The organism is Idiomarina sp. MD25a (genome assembly GCF_001870515.1).
Lineage (GTDB): Bacteria > Pseudomonadota > Gammaproteobacteria > Enterobacterales > Alteromonadaceae > Idiomarina.
In genome coordinates this window covers 774,761-793,296 of the sequence record NZ_MDGT01000003.1, presented here as the reverse complement: position 1 = coordinate 793,296, position 18,536 = coordinate 774,761, and the positions used below count along the sequence as shown (strand labels likewise).

At 48.9% G+C, this 18,536-nt stretch carries 17 protein-coding genes; 15 read left to right on the top strand and 2 right to left on the bottom strand.

What is annotated here, in order from left to right:
- The first annotated feature begins 235 nt into the window (after positions 1-235).
- The 10 genes from csrA to BFR57_RS07745 all read left to right on the top strand — a co-directional run bounded on the left by csrA (position 236) and on the right by BFR57_RS07745 (position 9,725).
- Positions 236-415, top strand: coding sequence for a carbon storage regulator CsrA (csrA, locus tag BFR57_RS07790; RefSeq protein ID WP_071463429.1), 180 nt, complete (start codon positions 236-238; stop codon positions 413-415).
- Between the two features lie 48 nt (positions 416-463).
- The gene (locus BFR57_RS07785) at positions 464-1,156 is read left to right on the top strand and encodes a sensor domain-containing diguanylate cyclase (RefSeq protein ID WP_071463428.1); all 693 of its coding nucleotides are present in this window, start codon (positions 464-466) and stop codon (positions 1,154-1,156) included.
- Between the two features lie 69 nt (positions 1,157-1,225).
- Positions 1,226-1,762, top strand: coding sequence for a sigma-70 family RNA polymerase sigma factor (locus BFR57_RS07780; protein WP_071463427.1), 537 nt, complete (start codon positions 1,226-1,228; stop codon positions 1,760-1,762).
- Positions 1,759-2,436 carry an anti-sigma factor gene (locus tag BFR57_RS07775; protein WP_071463426.1) on the top strand — a complete coding sequence of 226 codons (678 nt, stop codon included), beginning with the start codon at positions 1,759-1,761 and terminating at the stop codon, positions 2,434-2,436. Before BFR57_RS07780 ends, BFR57_RS07775 begins: the two co-directional genes overlap by 4 nt.
- Before the next feature lie 82 nt (positions 2,437-2,518).
- Positions 2,519-4,093, top strand: a complete 1,575-nt coding sequence (locus BFR57_RS07770; RefSeq protein ID WP_071463425.1) for a DUF4331 domain-containing protein — start codon at positions 2,519-2,521, stop codon at positions 4,091-4,093.
- Between the two features lie 15 nt (positions 4,094-4,108).
- Positions 4,109-4,600 (top strand): Ig-like domain-containing protein, encoded by a 492-nt coding sequence (locus BFR57_RS07765; RefSeq protein ID WP_083405084.1) that lies wholly within the window; start codon positions 4,109-4,111, stop codon positions 4,598-4,600.
- The gene (locus tag BFR57_RS07760) at positions 4,597-5,649 is read left to right on the top strand and encodes a lipopolysaccharide assembly protein LapB (protein ID WP_071463424.1); all 1,053 of its coding nucleotides are present in this window, start codon (positions 4,597-4,599) and stop codon (positions 5,647-5,649) included. Before BFR57_RS07765 ends, BFR57_RS07760 begins: the two co-directional genes overlap by 4 nt.
- On the top strand, positions 5,646-6,152 hold the full coding sequence (locus tag BFR57_RS07755) for a hypothetical protein (protein WP_071463423.1): 507 nt from the start codon (positions 5,646-5,648) through the stop codon (positions 6,150-6,152). The genes BFR57_RS07760 and BFR57_RS07755 overlap by 4 nt, the downstream gene beginning before the upstream one ends.
- A 317-nt stretch (positions 6,153-6,469) precedes the next feature.
- Positions 6,470-8,548 (top strand): bifunctional diguanylate cyclase/phosphodiesterase, encoded by a 2,079-nt coding sequence (locus BFR57_RS07750; protein WP_071463422.1) that lies wholly within the window; start codon positions 6,470-6,472, stop codon positions 8,546-8,548.
- Position 8,549: 1 nt separating this feature from the next.
- Positions 8,550-9,725 carry an MFS transporter gene (locus tag BFR57_RS07745; RefSeq protein WP_253183613.1) on the top strand — a complete coding sequence of 392 codons (1,176 nt, stop codon included), beginning with the start codon at positions 8,550-8,552 and terminating at the stop codon, positions 9,723-9,725.
- A gap of 19 nt (positions 9,726-9,744) precedes the next feature.
- On the opposite strand, the gene BFR57_RS07740 is transcribed toward BFR57_RS07745, so the two are convergent.
- Entirely contained in the window at positions 9,745-12,174 is a 2,430-nt protein-coding gene (locus BFR57_RS07740; protein WP_083405083.1) for an FtsX-like permease family protein, read from the bottom strand.
- Between the two features lie 70 nt (positions 12,175-12,244).
- Positions 12,245-13,492, bottom strand: a complete 1,248-nt coding sequence (locus BFR57_RS07735; protein ID WP_071463419.1) for an HlyD family efflux transporter periplasmic adaptor subunit — start codon at positions 13,490-13,492, stop codon at positions 12,245-12,247.
- A 436-nt stretch (positions 13,493-13,928) separates the two neighbouring features.
- On the opposite strand from BFR57_RS07735, the gene BFR57_RS07725 reads away from it, so the two are divergent.
- From BFR57_RS07725 to BFR57_RS07705, 5 genes are all read left to right on the top strand, one after another.
- Positions 13,929-14,183: a hypothetical protein gene (locus tag BFR57_RS07725; RefSeq protein ID WP_071463417.1), complete on the top strand. Its 255-nt coding sequence runs from the start codon at positions 13,929-13,931 to the stop codon at positions 14,181-14,183.
- 174 nt (positions 14,184-14,357) lie between these two features.
- A complete protein-coding gene (locus tag BFR57_RS07720; RefSeq protein ID WP_071463416.1) occupies positions 14,358-15,059 on the top strand; it encodes a hypothetical protein in 702 nt (233 codons plus the stop codon).
- A gap of 2 nt (positions 15,060-15,061) precedes the next feature.
- On the top strand, positions 15,062-16,000 hold the full coding sequence (locus BFR57_RS07715) for an LPP20 family lipoprotein (protein ID WP_071463415.1): 939 nt from the start codon (positions 15,062-15,064) through the stop codon (positions 15,998-16,000).
- An 8-nt stretch (positions 16,001-16,008) separates the two neighbouring features.
- Positions 16,009-17,139 carry a hypothetical protein gene (locus BFR57_RS07710; protein WP_071463414.1) on the top strand — a complete coding sequence of 377 codons (1,131 nt, stop codon included), beginning with the start codon at positions 16,009-16,011 and terminating at the stop codon, positions 17,137-17,139.
- Positions 17,136-18,530, top strand: coding sequence for a hypothetical protein (locus BFR57_RS07705; protein WP_071463413.1), 1,395 nt, complete (start codon positions 17,136-17,138; stop codon positions 18,528-18,530). Before BFR57_RS07710 ends, BFR57_RS07705 begins: the two co-directional genes overlap by 4 nt.
- Positions 18,531-18,536 lie beyond the last annotated feature (6 nt).

Below are 18,536 nucleotides of genomic sequence, written 5' to 3'. Positions count from 1 at the left end.
AACAAAATAGCATTATTAGTAGAGAGGTACAAGGCGCACACGCCTTGCCATACAACGCTTACATAGTTTTACACGGTTAGTTAACCACATCGATTTATTATATTTAATTTCATTAGCAGTACTATTTATGACGTTAACTGACACGACAATCACTTTCAGAACAGTTATTCATCATACTTTGTTGAGTTTTTGCTTATAGTAGTGGCTCATAATTAAACATGAGACTAGGACGACCATGCTAATTTTAAGTAGACGCGCCGGGGAAACACTTATTATTAACGAAAATGTTAAAATTACCGTTGTGAGTTCCACCGACACGCAAGTCAGTCTAGGTATCGAAGCGCCCCGTGAGATCGATATTCACCGCGAGGAAGTTTATCAACGGATTCAAGCTGAAAAGCAAAAAGAGTCATAGCTTGACTTGCTATTCGTGGCATCTAGTCGCTAGAGGAGCAATCACGTGATGAGCTCACCAACCTTGTCAACCTCTTCAGATCTAGAAAACATTCTTAACCACTTAGATGCTGTAGTTTATGTATCTGATATAGATACATACGAACTTCTCTACATGAACCGATATGCGATCGCGAGTATTGCGGGTGAGACGGACTTTACTGCGATCAAAGGTAAACGCTGTTATCAAGTATTGCAAAAAGACCAGTCTGGTCCTTGTAGCTTTTGCACCAGCGGGCAGTTGCCAAGCAATGGCGAAAGCTATGTTTGGGAGTTTAAAAACACCCGAAACAATCGTTGGTATCAATGCCATGATCGACTGATAAATTGGCATGATAATCGTCTAGTTCGGCTCGAAGTAGCAGCCGACATCACTGAAAGAAAAGAAGCCGAAGAAGCACTCCAACAAGCCCTGAAACAGCTCAAATGGCTAGCAGACACCGACGGGTTAACGCACCTATATAATCGTCGTGCCTTCTACAAAAATGCAGAAAAGCTGCGTTTAAGTCTACCTACCAACACGTTATTAAGCTTAGTATTACTGGATATCGATTACTTTAAACGAGTGAACGATACATACGGCCATGAAGCAGGTGATAAAGTCCTCAAGCATCATCGCTCATGCGTGATGCCGATCGCGCGTTATACCGGGCCAAAGCCTCTGGCCGCGACACCCTATGTGAAGGCTAACAAGGTCAATTAGTAAAATACGCGACCCACACAAAAATGTCTGTTATGTTGTTATCTGAATGTTAGATACAATTGGGCATATATGACTGAATACGAACTTTCACACGCGTTGCATCGCATCGCGCTGGGCGACAGCTCTGCGTTTGAGCGATTTTATCAAGCTACGTCTCCCAAGCTAATGAGCGTGAGCTACGCGATCCTTCGGGAACGCTCGCTCGCTGAAGAAGCGCTTCAAGATACTTACTTAAAAATCTGGCATGCCGCCTCGGATTATCGCAGTGATGCGGGTTCGGTCATGTGCTGGATAACCAGTATGGTGCGCTACCGCGCAATCGATATGCTGCGGCACGCACATCGTCAACCATTAACCAGCAAGGATATCGAGCAATTACTCGATCAGCGCGCTAGCGAGAACTTACCAACAGCAGCACCCGATGCCGATAAGCTGGAAAATTGCATGTCGGATCTAGACGGCTCACAGCGACAGTCTATTCACCTCGCCTTTTTATATGGCTTGAGCCACCGCGAAGTCAGCGATTATCTAGGTGAAGCCCTAGGCTCAATCAAAAGTTGGATACGCCGAGGCTTGGATAGTTTGAAGAGGTGTTTGCAATCATGAATTACCAAAACGATACACTTATCGATACCCTCGCTCACCGCTATGTTATCGGTCTCATGCGAGGCCAAGCACGGGTTCGCTTTCGTTATCTCATTAGCCAGCAACCACGTATTGCTCAGCAAGTGACGCTTTGGGAACAGCATCTTAACGGACTTACCGAGCAACTGAGCCCGATGAGACCCCGACCTCAAGTTTGGCGAAAAATACAGCAAACATTATTTAAGCCATCTCAAAATAGCGCTCCTTTTTGGCGTCTATTTGGCGGTTTAGCGGCAGTCACCGCCGCGGTATTGATGATCGTGGTTGTGCAACTGCAAACTCAAACGCCCGAGGCGCCTCCGAGTGAACGTATCGCGCTGATTCAAAGCGAACAGCAACGTACGTTGTGGGTACTCAATGTGAAGCCCGACAAAATTCAAGCCACTGCTCAAGCCAATGTTGAATCGCGTGATGATAGAGACTATGAACTTTGGATGTTGCCGAAGGATGGAAGCGCCCCTGTGTCACTCGGTTTGTTACCCGAGTCAACACAACCAACGGCATTGAATCCACCGGCTGAATTTCAGTTAGCTCGCGTCGGAGCGCTTGCAGTCAGCCTAGAGCCGACAGGCGGTTCCACGACCGGAGCGCCTACGGGGCCGGTACTCTACACAACAGATATTATAACTTTGTAAAAAAAATTTAGATTTTTTGCATCCAAAACCCGCTCTGGTTCGGATAGGTGATGAATACCTATAAAAACCAGAGAGGGTTGTTATGAAAAACACAGCATTTAAACACTCAGCGCTTGCCGGCGCTGTCGCTCTAACCGTATCGGCCGTAGGTGTGGTAACCACCCTAGATGCGAATGCGTCGAGCCACCGCGAGGCACCGAATATTTCGCGCTTTCCTGCGCTTGATTCCACTGACTTTTATCTGTTTAACAGTTATGAACCAGGGCGCGAAGATTACATCACTGCCATAGCCAACTATGTACCCTTACAGGATGCTTATGGCGGTCCAAACTACTTTGCCATGGATCCAGCCGCCGTCTACGCGATCCACTTTGATAGTGACGGTGATGCCCAAGAGGATCTGACCTTTGAGTTCCGCTTCGACCATACCCTGCCTAATGGGGGCGTTAAGCTGCCAGTGGGCGATAAAAATGTCAGCGTACCGCTTAAGTTCATCGGACAAGTTTCGGCAATGGACCAAAGCGCACTCAACTTTAACGAGCAGTACAGCGTTAATGTCGTTAGCGGTGGCCAAATGTCTGGGATGTCCTCGCCAGTAACCACGACGGGCGGCGCTGAAGCGTTCACCAAGCCCATCGCGTTTGTCGGTGAAAAAACCTTTGGCAGTACTTCTGGCTACGCTGATTATGCCAACCAATATGTTTACGAGATCAATATCCCCAATTGTTCTGCGCCCGGTCGTTTATTTGTTGGTCAACGTAAAGACCCATTCGTAGTCAACCTGGGCGAAACCTTTGACTTGGTCAACTATGTACCCATCGAAGCCGACGCCTTTCCGGGCGGTATCGAACAAAGTGATGCCAATGATGACCTCGCAGACAAAAATGTGAATACTATCGCACTTGAGCTACCGAAAAGTTGTGTGACTGGCGATGGTAACGGCGTTGTAGGAGCGTGGACAACCGCCCATGTACCCCAAGCGCGTCTACAGAACCCGAATGCGAACTTCGAAAAACCCGAAGTGAACGGCGGTGCGTTAGTGCAAGTCTCACGTTTAAGTGCACCTCTGGTAAATGAGCTCGTTATTGGGATAGACGATAAAGACACCTTTAACTCAGCGCACCCCAGTGAAGATGGTCAGTTTGCCGACTATGTGACACACCCGACGTTACCCGTCATTTTAGATGTATTGTTCAACGAGCCGGTGAACGCCACTTTAGGTACCAACATCGATTCACTTGCACCGAGCAATTATCCGCGTACCGATCTCGTGGCCGCGTTCTTGACTGGTTTTGAAGGGGTTAACCAACAGTCCACCGTCACCGCTTCCGAGATGTTGCGTTTGAATACTGCTATTCCAGCGACACCGGCCGACCAACAGTCCGCCTTTGGCGTAGCTGGTGATGATTTAGCAGGTTTCCCGAACGGACGTCGCCCAGGTGATGATGTAGTTGATATTGCTTTGCGTGTCGTCATGGGAGCGCTTTGCCACGACATCCCAGTCAACGGTGAGCCCACCAACCTCGGATTCTGTACGCCCGATCAGGCACCCGTGGGTAACGTACCGTTTACCGATGGCGCGCCAATCGACGCGAGCTACGTGGATACGCAATTCCCTTACTTGAAAACCCCCATTGCAGGTTCGCCGAACCAGTAAGCTAAGGAGGGATACATGATGAAAAAATTACATACACTCTCGATCGCAGCCGCAACGGTGCTTCTCGCCAGTTGCGGTGGCGACAGTGACGAAAACTTGCCGCCAGCAGCGCGTGACGCTAACTACATGGTCGAGGCGGATACCACTTTAATGGAGCAGTTAAAGGGCTTCGACGGCAACGGCGACGAATTGACCTATTCGTTGGCTTCAGAAGTCGACGTCGGTGAGCTTTCTGTCAGCCCAGATGGTTCTTTTAACTACACGCCGCCAATGGAGTATACCGGCACCGCGATGTTCAGTTACAGCGTCTCCGACGGTGAGTTCAGTGATACCGGTGATGTCATGATTACGGTTGAAGCACAAACCGTGTCGACTGCAGCGTATGTGCGCGATGCATTTAATCAAGATGAGCGCGCACAGCCACTATCGGTCAATGGCCGTGAGTTTACTGGCGATGTGGCAGACACAGCAGAGTTCGCCGATCTGGTATCGGAGGGACAACAATGATGTTAGGCGCATTGATTTTGATGTCGGGCCTTTTCAGCGCACCATCGGATCAAAGCGACGTACTGTGGCAGCCTCAGGCTGCCACAGTACCTACCGATATCACACAAGCTGAAACGGCTTACCAACAGCATCCTAATGAACTCCGTTTAGCTGCTGAATTATTAAGTAAATACCTAAGAGAAGCGCGTGTTGAACAGGGACACTATTATCTTAATCAGGCGAATGAATTTATCACTAAGGTAGGCGCTAATCACCGCCAGCGCGACTGGCTTATCGCGGTAGCGGATACGCTTCAATACCAACATGACTTTGCCCAAGCTCGTACGATCCTCAACCGAGTACTTGAGCAATCGCCTCGCGATGCGCAAGCTCAGCTGATGTTGGCGCGCATTGCACTCACCTTAAACGAAACAGACAATGCCAAACAGCATTGCACCGACTTAATGGGCAGCGCCGCGTTGGGCGTTGTTTCAACCTGCCTACTTGAAGTCCAAGGGCGAGCGGGAAACCTGCAAAGCGCTTACACACGGCTAAAACAATTACACGAACAACAACCCATGCAGGCACAATCTGCGATAGCGCATTGGCGGTTACAAATCTTAACCGAACAAGCTTTGTTGCTAGATGATTTTCAAGCGGCACAACGATGGACCGCAGCCATGCCAACGCCACTCAATGTGGTTGATAAGAAGAGGCGCTTAGACAGCTACTTATGGGATACCGATACGCAAGTGCCCGCAGCGCTCATGCTTGACTGTCAGCAAACTCCTGTCGACAGCATCACTATCCGCCTCGCTTGGGCCGAAAAGCGTAATCAACAAGGTCATTGCTGGCAAGACTACGCACGCGAGCGCATGCAGCTGCGCGTCATGCGTGGAGAAAAGCTGCACAGCGCCGACATTGCCTACTACTTTACCTATGTTGAGCCCGATGCCGAGCAAGCTATTTATTGGGCGCAACAAAACATTGAGGTTGCACAGGAGCCCTTCGATTACCGTTTACTCTCTGCAGCTAAAGCACTTCAACCTCATCAGGAGTCAGCACCATGAATACACTTCGCTTAGCTTTGTTTTGCCTTGTTCTATTAGTGGGTGTGACGCCAGCGAGTCAGGCACATACGTTTAGCACTTCATTTATTAATCTTAAAGCCCGAGCTGACGGCATACAGGTTCGATGGCAATTGACTTTCCATGATCTGCTCGCATTGAATCAGAGCTGGATGCCTGAAGACCGCATCAGTGGAGAGTTGCTTAATCAAAACCTAGACAAGCTTCAGCACTTCGCTCAGCGCATGGTGTTAGTCAGTAGTGGAGAAGCAACTTGTGAGTTGAAGCTAAATAATGGCTCGCCGTGGTCAACCATCACCTTTGCACGCGAACAATACATCGTGCTGTCGATGACCAGTGACTGCCAACCAGATAGTTTCTCGAAACTTGTCGTTGACGGTGTCTGGCAAGAGCTTCCTGATCACAAAATCATCGTTGAAGGTGACGTGCTCGGTAACGTCCCGCGCCACGTGCTCGACCAAAACACCCCACAATTCACACCGTAGCGTGCGCATTTTGCGCACGAACAGATCCATATGTCGCGCCCAAGGCGCGACCTACCACACGGGGTGATGCCCCCACGCGACGTAGCGTGCGCATTTTGCGCACGATCAGATCCATATGTCGCGCCCAAGGCGCGACCTACCACACGGGGGTGATGCCCCACACGCGACGTAGCGTGCGCATTTTGCGCACGACCAGATCCATATGTCGCGCCCAAGGCGCGACCTACCACACGGGGTGTGTACATGATTAACAATTGTATAGTCATATCAACTGAAATCGATTAGCATTTAGCTTTGACGTAAATTTAAAAGTGACTATGCAAATAAAACGGACGATTTCAGCTTCGGTCATTATCAACGTCGCGGTGGCAACGTTATTTGGCGCAATAGCAACGCTGGTACAGCCACACTTTCTGCCACCGAGCCAACTCCCACTACTGTCCGCTACATGTGTTATTGCCGGCTTCCTTGTCAGTGCGATCTACTTTGGTTACGTACTACAAAAGTATTGGATAACTCGAACAGCCGGTTTTGTGCTCTTCGGCTTCGGCATCATCTTATTATTCTCAGAATCAATTACACTGGCCCTGTCGAACGGCATGCCCCCCCTCACCATGCGGCTATTTATCCTAATGGCGGGGGCGACATTTTGTGTATTCAAAGTGGCTGGGCTTTATCGTATATTGGGTTTAGCCACCAGCCTGTTTGGGCTTGTGGTCGGCTTATTCGACCTCTATTGCTTGTTCACCATGAACGCCAGCTTAGCGAGCCAATCCAATGTATTCGAAATCTCTCTGTGTGCTTTTGTTATCACCGTCGTATCCGCAACCCTATTAGCCATGGAATGGTCTGACGAATACAACTACACGATGCTATCGCCAACCAGTTGGTTGACGCTTTCACTCACGCAGTTTTTCCTAGCCTGCTTATGGACCTATGTATCAACGCGTCAAATTAACAAAATTCTTGAGATGGGCGACTTTGTTACCATGAGCGACCCGATTCTCATTGCGGCGCAAACCAGTCTCATGGTGTACTTCGCAGGGTTTGTATTCGCAGTAGTTCTGACCTTCGCTTTCTTTACCAATACTCGCTTACGTGCAGAAAAAGACAAACTCAGTTATATCGCTCAACACGACGGTACCACTGACTTGTATAGGCGCTCGTACCTTGAATGTTACATCCAAAATCACCTAAACAATCACGGTCACTCTGGTTGGGTTATTTTTATCGACCTTGATGGCTTTAAGCCGATTAACGATAGTTTAGGTCAAAGCACGGGGAACCTCGTACTCAAAACCATTGCACGTCGATTACTCGATAACAAGCCCGAGTTTGTCAAAGTGGCGCGTTTTAGTAGTGACGAATTCATTGTGTTTATAAAGACAGTAAAAGACTTTGATATCGAAGATTATTGCCGCCAGATACTGGCAACGGTCCGTGAAAAGATCGGTGTCGACGAGTTCTCTCTGCATGTGACAGCCAGTTTAGGCGTTTACCGCATCGAAAATCGTCAAACCAATGCCGAGGATGCCATCCAACGAGCCGACGTCGCGATGAGCTTTGCCAAGCAGCTCGGTGGTAATCATTATGTGCTGTATCAAGAAGCGATGGCGCGACACTATCACGAGGCACTGTGCCTTCGTAATCGCTTACAAATTGCGCTCGATAATAATCAACTCGATGTTCATTATCAGCCGATTGTTGATGCTAAGACAGGTGCGATAAAAGGTGTTGAAGCGCTCGCTCGTTGGCCCCAGTCAGATGGTAGTTTTATTTCACCCGGCCAGTTTATTCCAGTGGCCGAGCAAACCGGGCAAATAACTCAACTCAGTCAGTTTGTTATGACAAAAGCGATTCGTGATATGGCACCACTATGCAAAAAGTATGAAATTAACTTGTCGCTCAACCTCTCGGTACAGCAGTTTCATCAAACCGATATCGCACAAGACCTTATTCAGCTTTGCCAAACGTATCACTTTGCTCCCGCTGACTTATGTGCAGAACTCACCGAGAGTGTCGTTGCAAAAGATATTAAGCTCGTAAAACAAAAACTCACCACGTTGAATGAGGCCGGCATCCAGGTCGCTATCGATGACTTTGGTACAGGCTATAGTAGCTTGTCTTACTTGAGCGATTTGCCTATCGACATTCTAAAAATCGATAAGTCCTTTACCGATCAAGTTTCGCAAGACAATACAGAGTACCCGTTGGTTGATTCAATTATCTTTATGGCGCAACAGCTTGATAAAACCATTGTGGTAGAAGGTATTGAAGACGAAATCCAACATCACTACTTCAGCACGCGTGGTTGTCATTACTTACAAGGTTTCAAGTTTTATAAACCGATGCCGTTGGTAAATTTAGCGTGCGCGCTTGGCGAACGGAGCGCGTGACTTGAAAGTCCTGATTATTGCTATCGCACAATTATTGGGTACGTCGCTGTGGTTTAGCGCCAACAGCGCCGCACCTGATTTAATGAGTGCCTGGCAGTTAACGCCGAGTGATATTGGTTGGTTGACCAATGCGGTTCAATTCGGGTTTATTATCGGCACCCTCATGCTCGCCTTTTCAGGTCTCGCCGATCGTTTTCATGCCAGTCACATATTTGTCGTCGGTGCACTCGCAGGTGCCTGTTTTAACGCCTTGTTTGCGTGGTCAAGCGATGGACTCGCTATTGCAATTATATTCCGGTTTTTCGTGGGATTATCACTCGCTTGTATTTACCCCATGGGAATGAAGCTAATCGTTGGCTGGGCGCCAGAGCGCACCGGCGCAGCCCTTGCTTTATTAGTTGCAATGCTAACCTTAGGTACCGCATTACCGCATGGGTTAAAGGCGCTGGGTGCAAGTTTTAACTGGCAATGGATAGTCAGTACCTCATCTCTACTTGCTGTAGTCGCAGCAATACTCATTGCGCTTTTAGGCGATGGGCCACACGCTATCTCCGGTAAGCCCGTGAGTAAAAAACGGCTGGCGATACTGGGCATTTTTGGGCGACCTCGGTTTAGGGCCGCGGCACTTGGCTACTTTGGGCACATGTGGGAGCTTTATGCGTTTTGGACGATAATTCCTTTGCTAGTGAGTGAAACGCTGTTAGGAGCGCAATCAACCTCGGCAACCATTTCATCTATCAGTTTTTTTATCATTGCTGCCGGTGCGGTCGGCTGTATAGTCGGCGGTTGGGCATCCAATAAAGTAGGTAGTCAGGCCGTGGCGCTTACTACGTTGGGCATATCAGGAATATCGATCGTTGCCTTTGTAGTGCTTGCCGAGCAGCTGGGCTCATACGCGCTGTGGGCTTTACTGCTTATCTGGGGCGCCAGCGTTATTGCCGATTCGCCACAATTTTCAGCATTATCTGCAAAAAGTTGCCCAGCGGATCAAGTGGGGGGCGCATTGGCTATTCAAAACGCCATTGGCTTTGCAATCACCATCGTATCGATTGCCTTTATTACTCGGCTATTTGAAAGCATTCAGCTCAACGCTGTCTGGCTTCTCCTGCCGGGCCCCATTCTCGGCATAATCGGCTATCTCTGGAGCATACGCCATGGGCGCACGGGACACACCTGATGTCGCGCCAAGGCGCGGTCTATGCCATAGCGTGGGAAATAGGACGGGACAGCTGTCGATAAAGGGCTGGGGCGCAGCTCAACAAAAGCAATACCGAAAAACCTAAAAGACTCCAACCCAGCGATTGAGCGGTCACCAAGGGGGCATAAAATTCGTCAGCGAACCAACTGTTCAAACTCATCAGCGCCGCACCGCCTAACAGCAGTCCCAATAGGGCTTTAGGCAGCAGCGATTGGACAATGCTAACAAGTACATCATTTATCTGCGCGCCGACCGCTTGCATAATCGCATAGCGACGGCTGCGCTCAATCAAATAAGCCATCAAATGCTGATACACCCCTGTTGCTGCTAAGCCACAGACTAGCACGGTCAACACAAGCACTAGCTTAGCCAGTTTAAACCACTGTTCATCTTGCATTTGCAATAACTCACCTACAGAAGCTTGTTGACTCACCTTAAAGACGCCCTCACTGGCGTCTGACTTGCCATCTAACCAAGCCCGTAACAGCGCAACATTATCACCACGCGCAATAAAACTAAGCTGATAAGGGGCAATAACGCTACTCACCGCCAAGTTGTAGACCACGGGTGAGGCTCTCTGATTCAAGCTTTCGTGGGGTAAATCTTCGATAACGCCCCGAATAATAATGGGTGCTCCTTCAGACAACCGAAAACTATGGGCGTTTTTAATATAAATACGCTGGCCAACGGCTTCGTTAGGGTTGTCGAACCCCAAAGCCAGCGCTGCCGATCGATTAATGACCACTCGGTTACCTTGCTCAGGATCCCGGTAGCCTGTTAAAACGTTCGCGCCTAGCAGCGACAAATAGCTTTTAGATACCGCCATGATTTGCATAGTGCTCGCACTCGGAGAGTTGGGGTTTTCTAAGTCAACTTTAATAGCACTCAAATCGGACTCAACCACCGACTTCATTGAAAATGCCGTTTCAAAATCTAAACTCGCTGTATCTTTAAGCCACTCATCAAGCACAATAACCTGAGACGACTCTGTCACCGCCTTAGCATAAGTAATTTGCTGTACTTCGCTATCCATTGGCACCGATGATAAACGCGCATCTTGAGTCAACCACAACGCGACCGTTGCTGTAATCGCAATGAACGAGAATCCGACCTGAACAACCATATTGCCGTTATCAAGCAACTGCTGAAAGCGGCTCTTGCCGTGACCTCTGGCGCGCGAGAATGCCGCCTTTTTATTCATAATCGCAAACGGCACACTACCCAACAACGTGACAACCAATATAATCAATACTGCACTGAGTGCTGCCGCAGCTATACTCATGGTCGCTGATACCTCGCCTACCAACGCCATTTGATCAGCTAACCACGCAATTAACCAGTGACTGCCAGCCACGCCCAATACGGCGGCAACACTGCCTAAAATAGAGTTCTCGACTAATATCAGTTTGAATAAATCCTGATGGCTTGCGCCAACCGCCTGACGCGTCTGAAACTCATTCAGGCGTTGCAAATAAAGCGAGAAATTAGAGGTCATCAGGTTAAACAGCGTGAGGACAAAAAATGCGATGGCCAAACCGAATAGCATCCACCATTGTCGTTGTACCTCATTGCGTTGATGAGGAAAAAACTGCACTCCTGCAACCACTTTAGGAAGCCAACTGCCCGAACTTGAGTGCGAAACAAACGAGTATTTGTCACTTTGTTCATCAGTTTCTGGACGAACAGGCTTCACTTGGTCAATCGTGTAACCAGGTTTCAGTTCCGCGATGCCGAACGAGCTATTTGCAGTTTTTATCAGTTCTTTAGTAAAAAATGCCCGCTGTTCATCACTTACTCGGTCGTCGTTACCAAATTTAACGACGAAAGTTTGCTTAATTTGAGGAATAAGCATGATCGCATCGAATTGACGTCCAGAGAACAACGAGAAGTCCTTGGGCAAAACACCCACCACGGGATAACTTACACCCGTATCGGGAAAGCTCATCACCAGATCATCAATCGCTCGAGATGAATTCTCGTCAGCCCAAAACTCATGTGAAATAATCATTTCCGAGCCTTGAAGCTTGGTAAAGGACGTTGGTAAATGGTCGGCAAAGGTGTCGATGAAATTACGCGAGACAAATAATAACCGAGGTGAGTCAAAGCGTTCACCCTCCGGGCTCACCATTACATGGTGAACACCGGTAGAAATGTGCATCAATTTCTCAATTGCCGGTGAGTGCTCAAATAACGCGAGCTGTTCAGACGTCATCGGTTTAAACGTTTGCGTCTGAGTTTCTAAACCGAGGGTTACTAAATTCGGCTCATCGGGCATCCACGGCTCACGGTCAGCGAATAAAGTGGGTGCGGTCGCAATCAAACCGATGAGAAAAGCGCAGCATAAGCTAAACCCGGTTATTAACACCGCACTTTGCATCAGGTGCAAACGCCATTGCCTTAGCGTGTATTTTATCAGAAATGGGGTCATAGGTATTCGATTCCGCAGGAGCGTGCGCCTTAGGCGCACGCGACACACCTGATGTCGCGCCCAAAGCGAGCTACAGTTGAATTATCGACGCGCGCTCCCAGTTGGCTGGATCGCTGAGCACAAATTCGGTACCCACAGCGACGCTGTCGGCGAGTTGAATATAGTCTTTGGAAGCCTCTAACACGGGCACCTCAACCACACTGTATTGGTCTCCCTGTTGGTGCTGATAAAGCATCAGCGGATCACCTTCTCGGTAGTGCGCAGGGCGAGGAAGCACGTGCGCGTTATCGCGTCGAACAATAGCAATATCGCCACGCACATCAATGTTACTGCGCGCTACTTTGGGAAGTTCATTTTGTAACGCAACATCCACTTGAACTTGATTTTGGCTCGCATTCGGCGCCACACGCATGACCTCACCAGTGACTCGGTGTCCACGCACACTCAGCGTCACCGGCATACCCAACTGCACGCTCGATGCATCTGCAGCGTTTACATTAAGTTCCGCAAATAAACTATCGTTACTCGAAACAATCCCCAGCGAGGTTCCTTGGGCAATCCACTGACCCAAAGCAAGACTACTCTCCTGACTTTCCAATACGCCTTGCATACCCGCACGCACGTTGAGTGCATCTTGCTTTTCACGACTAATCTCTAATAAATAACGTGCTTGTTGGACTTGTAACTCGCCAGACGAGAGTTTCGCTGCCAAGGCAGTCTCTGCGCTTTCAACTCGTTTAGTGGCTAATTCCAGTTTAATTTCGAGTTGCCGTAACTGCATTTGCGCCTTACGCAAATCTAACTTAGATACGATGGCGTTTCGGGCAAGCTCTTCTTGTGCTTCGAGCTCCGCGCGCTTAGTCGAGATCTCAGCCTCAAGTAGACGCCGCTCATTATCTAAAGATAAACGCTGGTCTAATAAATCCGAACGCAACGCGGCAAGTTCTGCTTCAGCCTTTTGTAAATCAAGCTGTGCTTTTTGCACCGCACTATCCACCTCTGGGTTAGACAATACCAGTACAATAGAATCAGTATTTACCTGCTCACCAGGACGCTTGCGAATCTCCATCACGGTACCCGCCGAACGACCAATCAATGTGCGTTGTTGTTGCGGTCGTAGTTCACCATAGGCTGAGATGACTTTACTAAAAGGTTGCGCCTTGACCTTTGCGATAGTTACACCAGAAGATTGCTGACGACTCGGCATCAACATGTCCGACATCGCAAACGCCGTAGCAGCGAGCACGCCAAATAACACGACAATTATTAATAGCCAACGATGTTTAACCCACAGCGATTGATCTTGAGGTATATCCACTATCTATCCAGTTTGTTGTTTTATTGTTATTCTACATTTTAATCTTTAATTAACAAGACACGGTATACCGATTTTGTTAGCCAGTTCATTGGAGAATAAAGTGAAGAAGCATTTTTACGTTGCACTCTTTGCCTTGCTACTTGGGACGCTCTCAAGCGCTAGCACTCACCTCAGTATCGATTCCGCATGGCATCCTTTTATCGCTGATTTCGCAACTAAAATGACGGGAAAAGTTCAACTTACAGTACCTACAGACTGGGAGCTTTTTAGCCCAGGTCAGCAGCGAAGACTTGCATCGGATAGCCGATGATGGTAGTCAGTGCCTGACTGCGCTTAATGCGAATATGAGTTCGGATAATCAACTTGCTCGAGCACACCTGATCTGATCGTTTTGGATCGAAGCGGTCCGAGTTTCGCTCGAGGTCATTATATTTCAATGAGTAAAACGAGTCTCTCAAGTCATCAGGCTGACTATCAGTATATCTGTCATGAGTTAGCACATCATTGGACACCCTTTGCCAATGCGATGTCTCACGACTATTGGATGATGGAATCCTTTGCTGAGTACATCTCGGCACAACAACTCAAACGCCGCTTTGGCGAGCAGCTCCTCAATAAAATAGGTGAGATCACGTCTGCTACCACACAAGCCTGGTTCACAAAGCAATTAGGTCAAGGGGAAAGAAAATAATGAATACCAAGTTCTGCGCGACTCCCTGCCACTAAATATTCCCCCCTAACCATTACAAAAATCAAAAAAAACTATTGAACAATCTTTACGGAATATTTACATTAGCAAAAAACTCAAATAACAACTTGTTAATAAATACCTATAGCTCGTTTCAATAACCCCGAGGGATGAACAATGAACAAATGGATCTTGGCGCCTACGCTCGCCGCAATTCTTGCTACTTCTGGTTGTATGTCTAACGGTTCTGGCGATGAGCAAGCCGCTACGATGAACCGTGTTGATGCCATTGCTGCTTTATCTACAAACATTGAAGAAGTTGGCTTTAATCGTGTCGAAATCAGCCCAGGCGTCGATGAAGTGTTAAATATCTGTGCGTCAATTTTAGAGCGCCAATACAGCGTCATGGATGAATACCGCACGCAAGCGGAAAATCATGCCGATGTGCAGGCCTTCTTATTTGCTCACCAAGGTAAAACGCCCGAACAATTACAATTGGCGATTACCGAGTTTGACGCGGGTGCAACCACCGAAGACGAGAAAATCGGTCCCAAAATCACCGCGTATCAAGCAGCGATTGATGAAGTTTCCGAGCAAAATACGCAACTCGGTATTGAACTCGCCGCACAACTTATTAAGTTAGGTTACCTGACAACCCAATACAGCGGAGAAATTGCCAAAGCTACAGCCGCTAATTGGTTAGGCGGTATGATGATGGCCGATGAGGAGCGCACCGCAGACAACGATGTTGCACTTGCATTGCTACGCGCCAAAGATCAGCTCAGTCTCGCATCCGATGCCAATGAATTGATTTCTCTTGAACAAGAGACCATCGAAGCCATCGATGGTTTGCAAGCAGAACTCGAAGCAAAAGGCTAGGCGTGCGTTTTTCTGCGCCAGCGCTAGCGGTCGTTTCACTGCTAGCGCTCAATCCGTCGGTTTACGCGCAAGAGCAACCGCAATGGGTCAATGAACTGCCCCACTCTGATAATCAAAATTATCGCGCGGTCGCAACAGCCGAGACACAAACAAAAGCGATGCAAGCCGCTTTAGCGGCTATTGCACAGCAAGTCGCGGTGTCCGTTCGTAGTGAATCGCTGAGTCTCTATAAGAAACAGTCAACCGAACAGTCCACACAAACCCAAACCCGTTTTACCCTTAACGTGGCCGGACAGTCGGTTCCTTTGCAGTTTAACGATATCAGTCCCGAGCAAAGCTATCGCCATGCCGATGGCTCAGTCAGCGTAAAAGTGGCTGTGAGCAAACAGGCCGTTAGTAACTTCTTACAAAACCAAATTGCACAGTATCGCTCGTTGCGTTTTCCTTCAGACGCCAGTGCATCTCAGCAATTGCTTTGGAGCCTGCGGTATAAAGAACCATTAAAAACGGCTAACGCATACGCGCTCGCACTTGAACAGATTGATCCGACACAATCGAATAACCCCTTCACGAATCAGTTGAGCTTGTTGACTCAAGCAGAACAATCTCTCGGACTCCGTATTGTTGCCAGTCGCAACTTAAACGCGTTGGTTGGCGTCATTCAACGACACACACCGACGCATAGTGAGCCTAACCTATGGTTGCAACTGGAACAAAAGTCGCAACAACGCGCTCAGGGCAGCCTTTATTTGCACCGCCAGCAACTTATCGCATCGGTGACCGAGCCGAGCTCGCCGTTTCGGCAATTGCACCAGCAAGTGATCGAAGTGATTGGCAAAGGCGCAACGCCAGATGCGGCGGCCGCGGATGCACAGAACCAACTTAAATCAAAAGTCGAACAGCCTGTTTCAAATTGGCTGTTTGACGCTAGCTCAGAATAGGAATAACCATGAAGAACACCTTTAAAATCGCTTTATCACTGGCTGCCGCCGCCGTACTATCAGCCTGCCAAACCACTCAACCGGCGCAGCAGACACAGTCAGGTCAAGTGAGCAATCGCGCCTCTAACGCAGTCATAGCTAAGAGTGCCTATCGCTTTGAAGATAAAGACATCAAAGTCCCTGCTTACTTTGATACGCAAGGACTCGCAAACTGCAGCTTCGACCGAAGCAATGAAAACGACAGTTGCCCACTGAAAAAGCCCATCGTGCGTATGTACTTTAGCGGTACCGACGTCGGTGGCGAGGGTCAAGGCGTCGACGCGCTACGCCAGTACGACGATAGCCAATTACTGAAAATGCTGGAGAACCAGTTTGCGGGGATTAATCGCTTCCGCATCGTTACCCGCGACGACAGTGTCATCGCCGAAGAGAAGCAGCTACAACTCGAACAACAAGGCGCCAGTACTGTGGCACGGACCGCCGCCAACCGCCGTGTTTTACAACCCGACTATGTCGTTAAACTCGATACACTGCGTACCGTTAAAAACGAAGGCAGTATCACAGGCTGGATGGACTACACCTTAGAGCTGACTGCCGCGACCATCGACCCCTATACCCGCGAGATGTTGTCATACCCTAACCTCGGCAAAATTCGAGTCAAATCCGAAGATGTGCGTGATCGCAGCGAGCTGAAATACGTCATGGCCAACAACCGTTATGTGAGTGGTTACCGCTACTTTGATAGTGCCCATGTCAACGCCGTGATCAACGATATGGCATCGCGTGGTATTGATATCTTACTTACACGCATGCTGTCGGAAATGCCCGCGACTGCGCAGGTGTTAGGCATTAAAGGTAACCAGATCAGCCTTGACCGCGGTCAGAACGCGGGCGTTTTACCAAATGAAACCATGGTTATTTTCCAATACAGCGCAGGCTTTGTCGAACCTATCGGGGTGGCGAATGTGAACCCATCGCGCAGTAGCGCCATGGGTGAAATGACGCTATGGAAAGATTCGTCATTAGCGGACACTATCTCAGCACAGGCGCAAGCAGGCATATACCGTCCAACCAATAGCGCTAAGATTTTTGCTGTATCGGTCGGTACCCCAGCTAACTTCTTGGAGAACCGTACATGATCAAAGCGTTTGGAGTTAAACCTGCGCTGCTCTCTGTCATGCTGGGGCTAACTTCTACGAGCGCCCTAGCGCAAGATCTAAACATCTTGTTAAGCGGTGAGATTCAAGCAGATCGCTGCGCATACGGGCGCGGCGCCAGCGCCATCGAACAAGCAAAAACTGAAGCACTATCAGACATCGCACGGGCACTGCAATCGGGCAAAGTACTGAGTATCGCCGATACCTATGAGGAAATGGACACCACCAGCACCACGTGGTTACAACAACTCAGTGATATGGCGCAATCGGGCTACGACCTGCGCGGCCTAAAAACCAACACGTCAAAGCCCCGCCTAGAAGGTACAGATACCTGTGTAACGGTCAGCGTCGCTCAACAAGCACTCGGCACAGCAACGACTGACGAAGGTAGCTGGAACGATGCGCAGACCACCGTATCGGTCACGGTCGTTGGTGAGGGCTGGCCTGATAGCCAACAAGGCTTGAGTGCTCGCGAAGCGGCTGAACTCGACGCCTTACGTCGTGCTATTTCTCAAGTCGTCGGCGTTTGGCTTACCGAACAACGCACGCAATACTCCAATACCGTAAGTCATACCAACGACACCAGCGATAACTTTGCGATCAACGACTTTGTGGCTCGCCAGTTGCAAACCAAATCCTCAGGCGTGGTCAAGCAATGGCAGCTGATCGACTCAAAAGCTATCGCCAATGAGGGGGTGGAAGTCACACTCCGTGCCGATGTTGAAAAGCAGAAACTAGAAATCGCTACGTCGCACATCATGCAACAAATCGGCTCGCCACGTGTTGCCGTCAATGCACCGGCCCCACTTGATAGTGAGTTAAAACGCTGGCTCTCAAGTCAGGGCGTTGAACTCAGCGATAATGCCAACCTTATCCTTAATGCTAAACCTCGCATGATAGAACGTGACGGTACAGCGCGCCTCGATTTGCGTGTGGAAGTCACAGATCAGGCAGGTAACATCTACGGCGAATGGCAAAACGATCCCACACTGATTGCATTGCCCAACGGCCAAGATGCTCTATACGACTTAATTGACGTGCACCTATCACTCGATGCTCAACAACAAGCATTACGCCAACAGCTGGGCGATGCATTCATGCGTGTCGTACAAGAAGGCGGGCTCGTGCATGATGTGTATATCAACAGCCGCTATCTAGCCAAACCCGAACGCCTATCAAGCGTCATTTCTACGCTGGGTGGCGCGCAAGATGTCAGCATCTCCAACGACGGCAAATTTTATAAAGCCCAACTGCGCTTTAGTGGCAAAACCGGCGACCTGGTTGCCGCGCTACAACAATCTTTGCAGCCTATTACGGCCGCTGAATTACCGAAGGCGGTTATCGCCAATGAATTTACCATTCGATTTAACTAGTAAGAC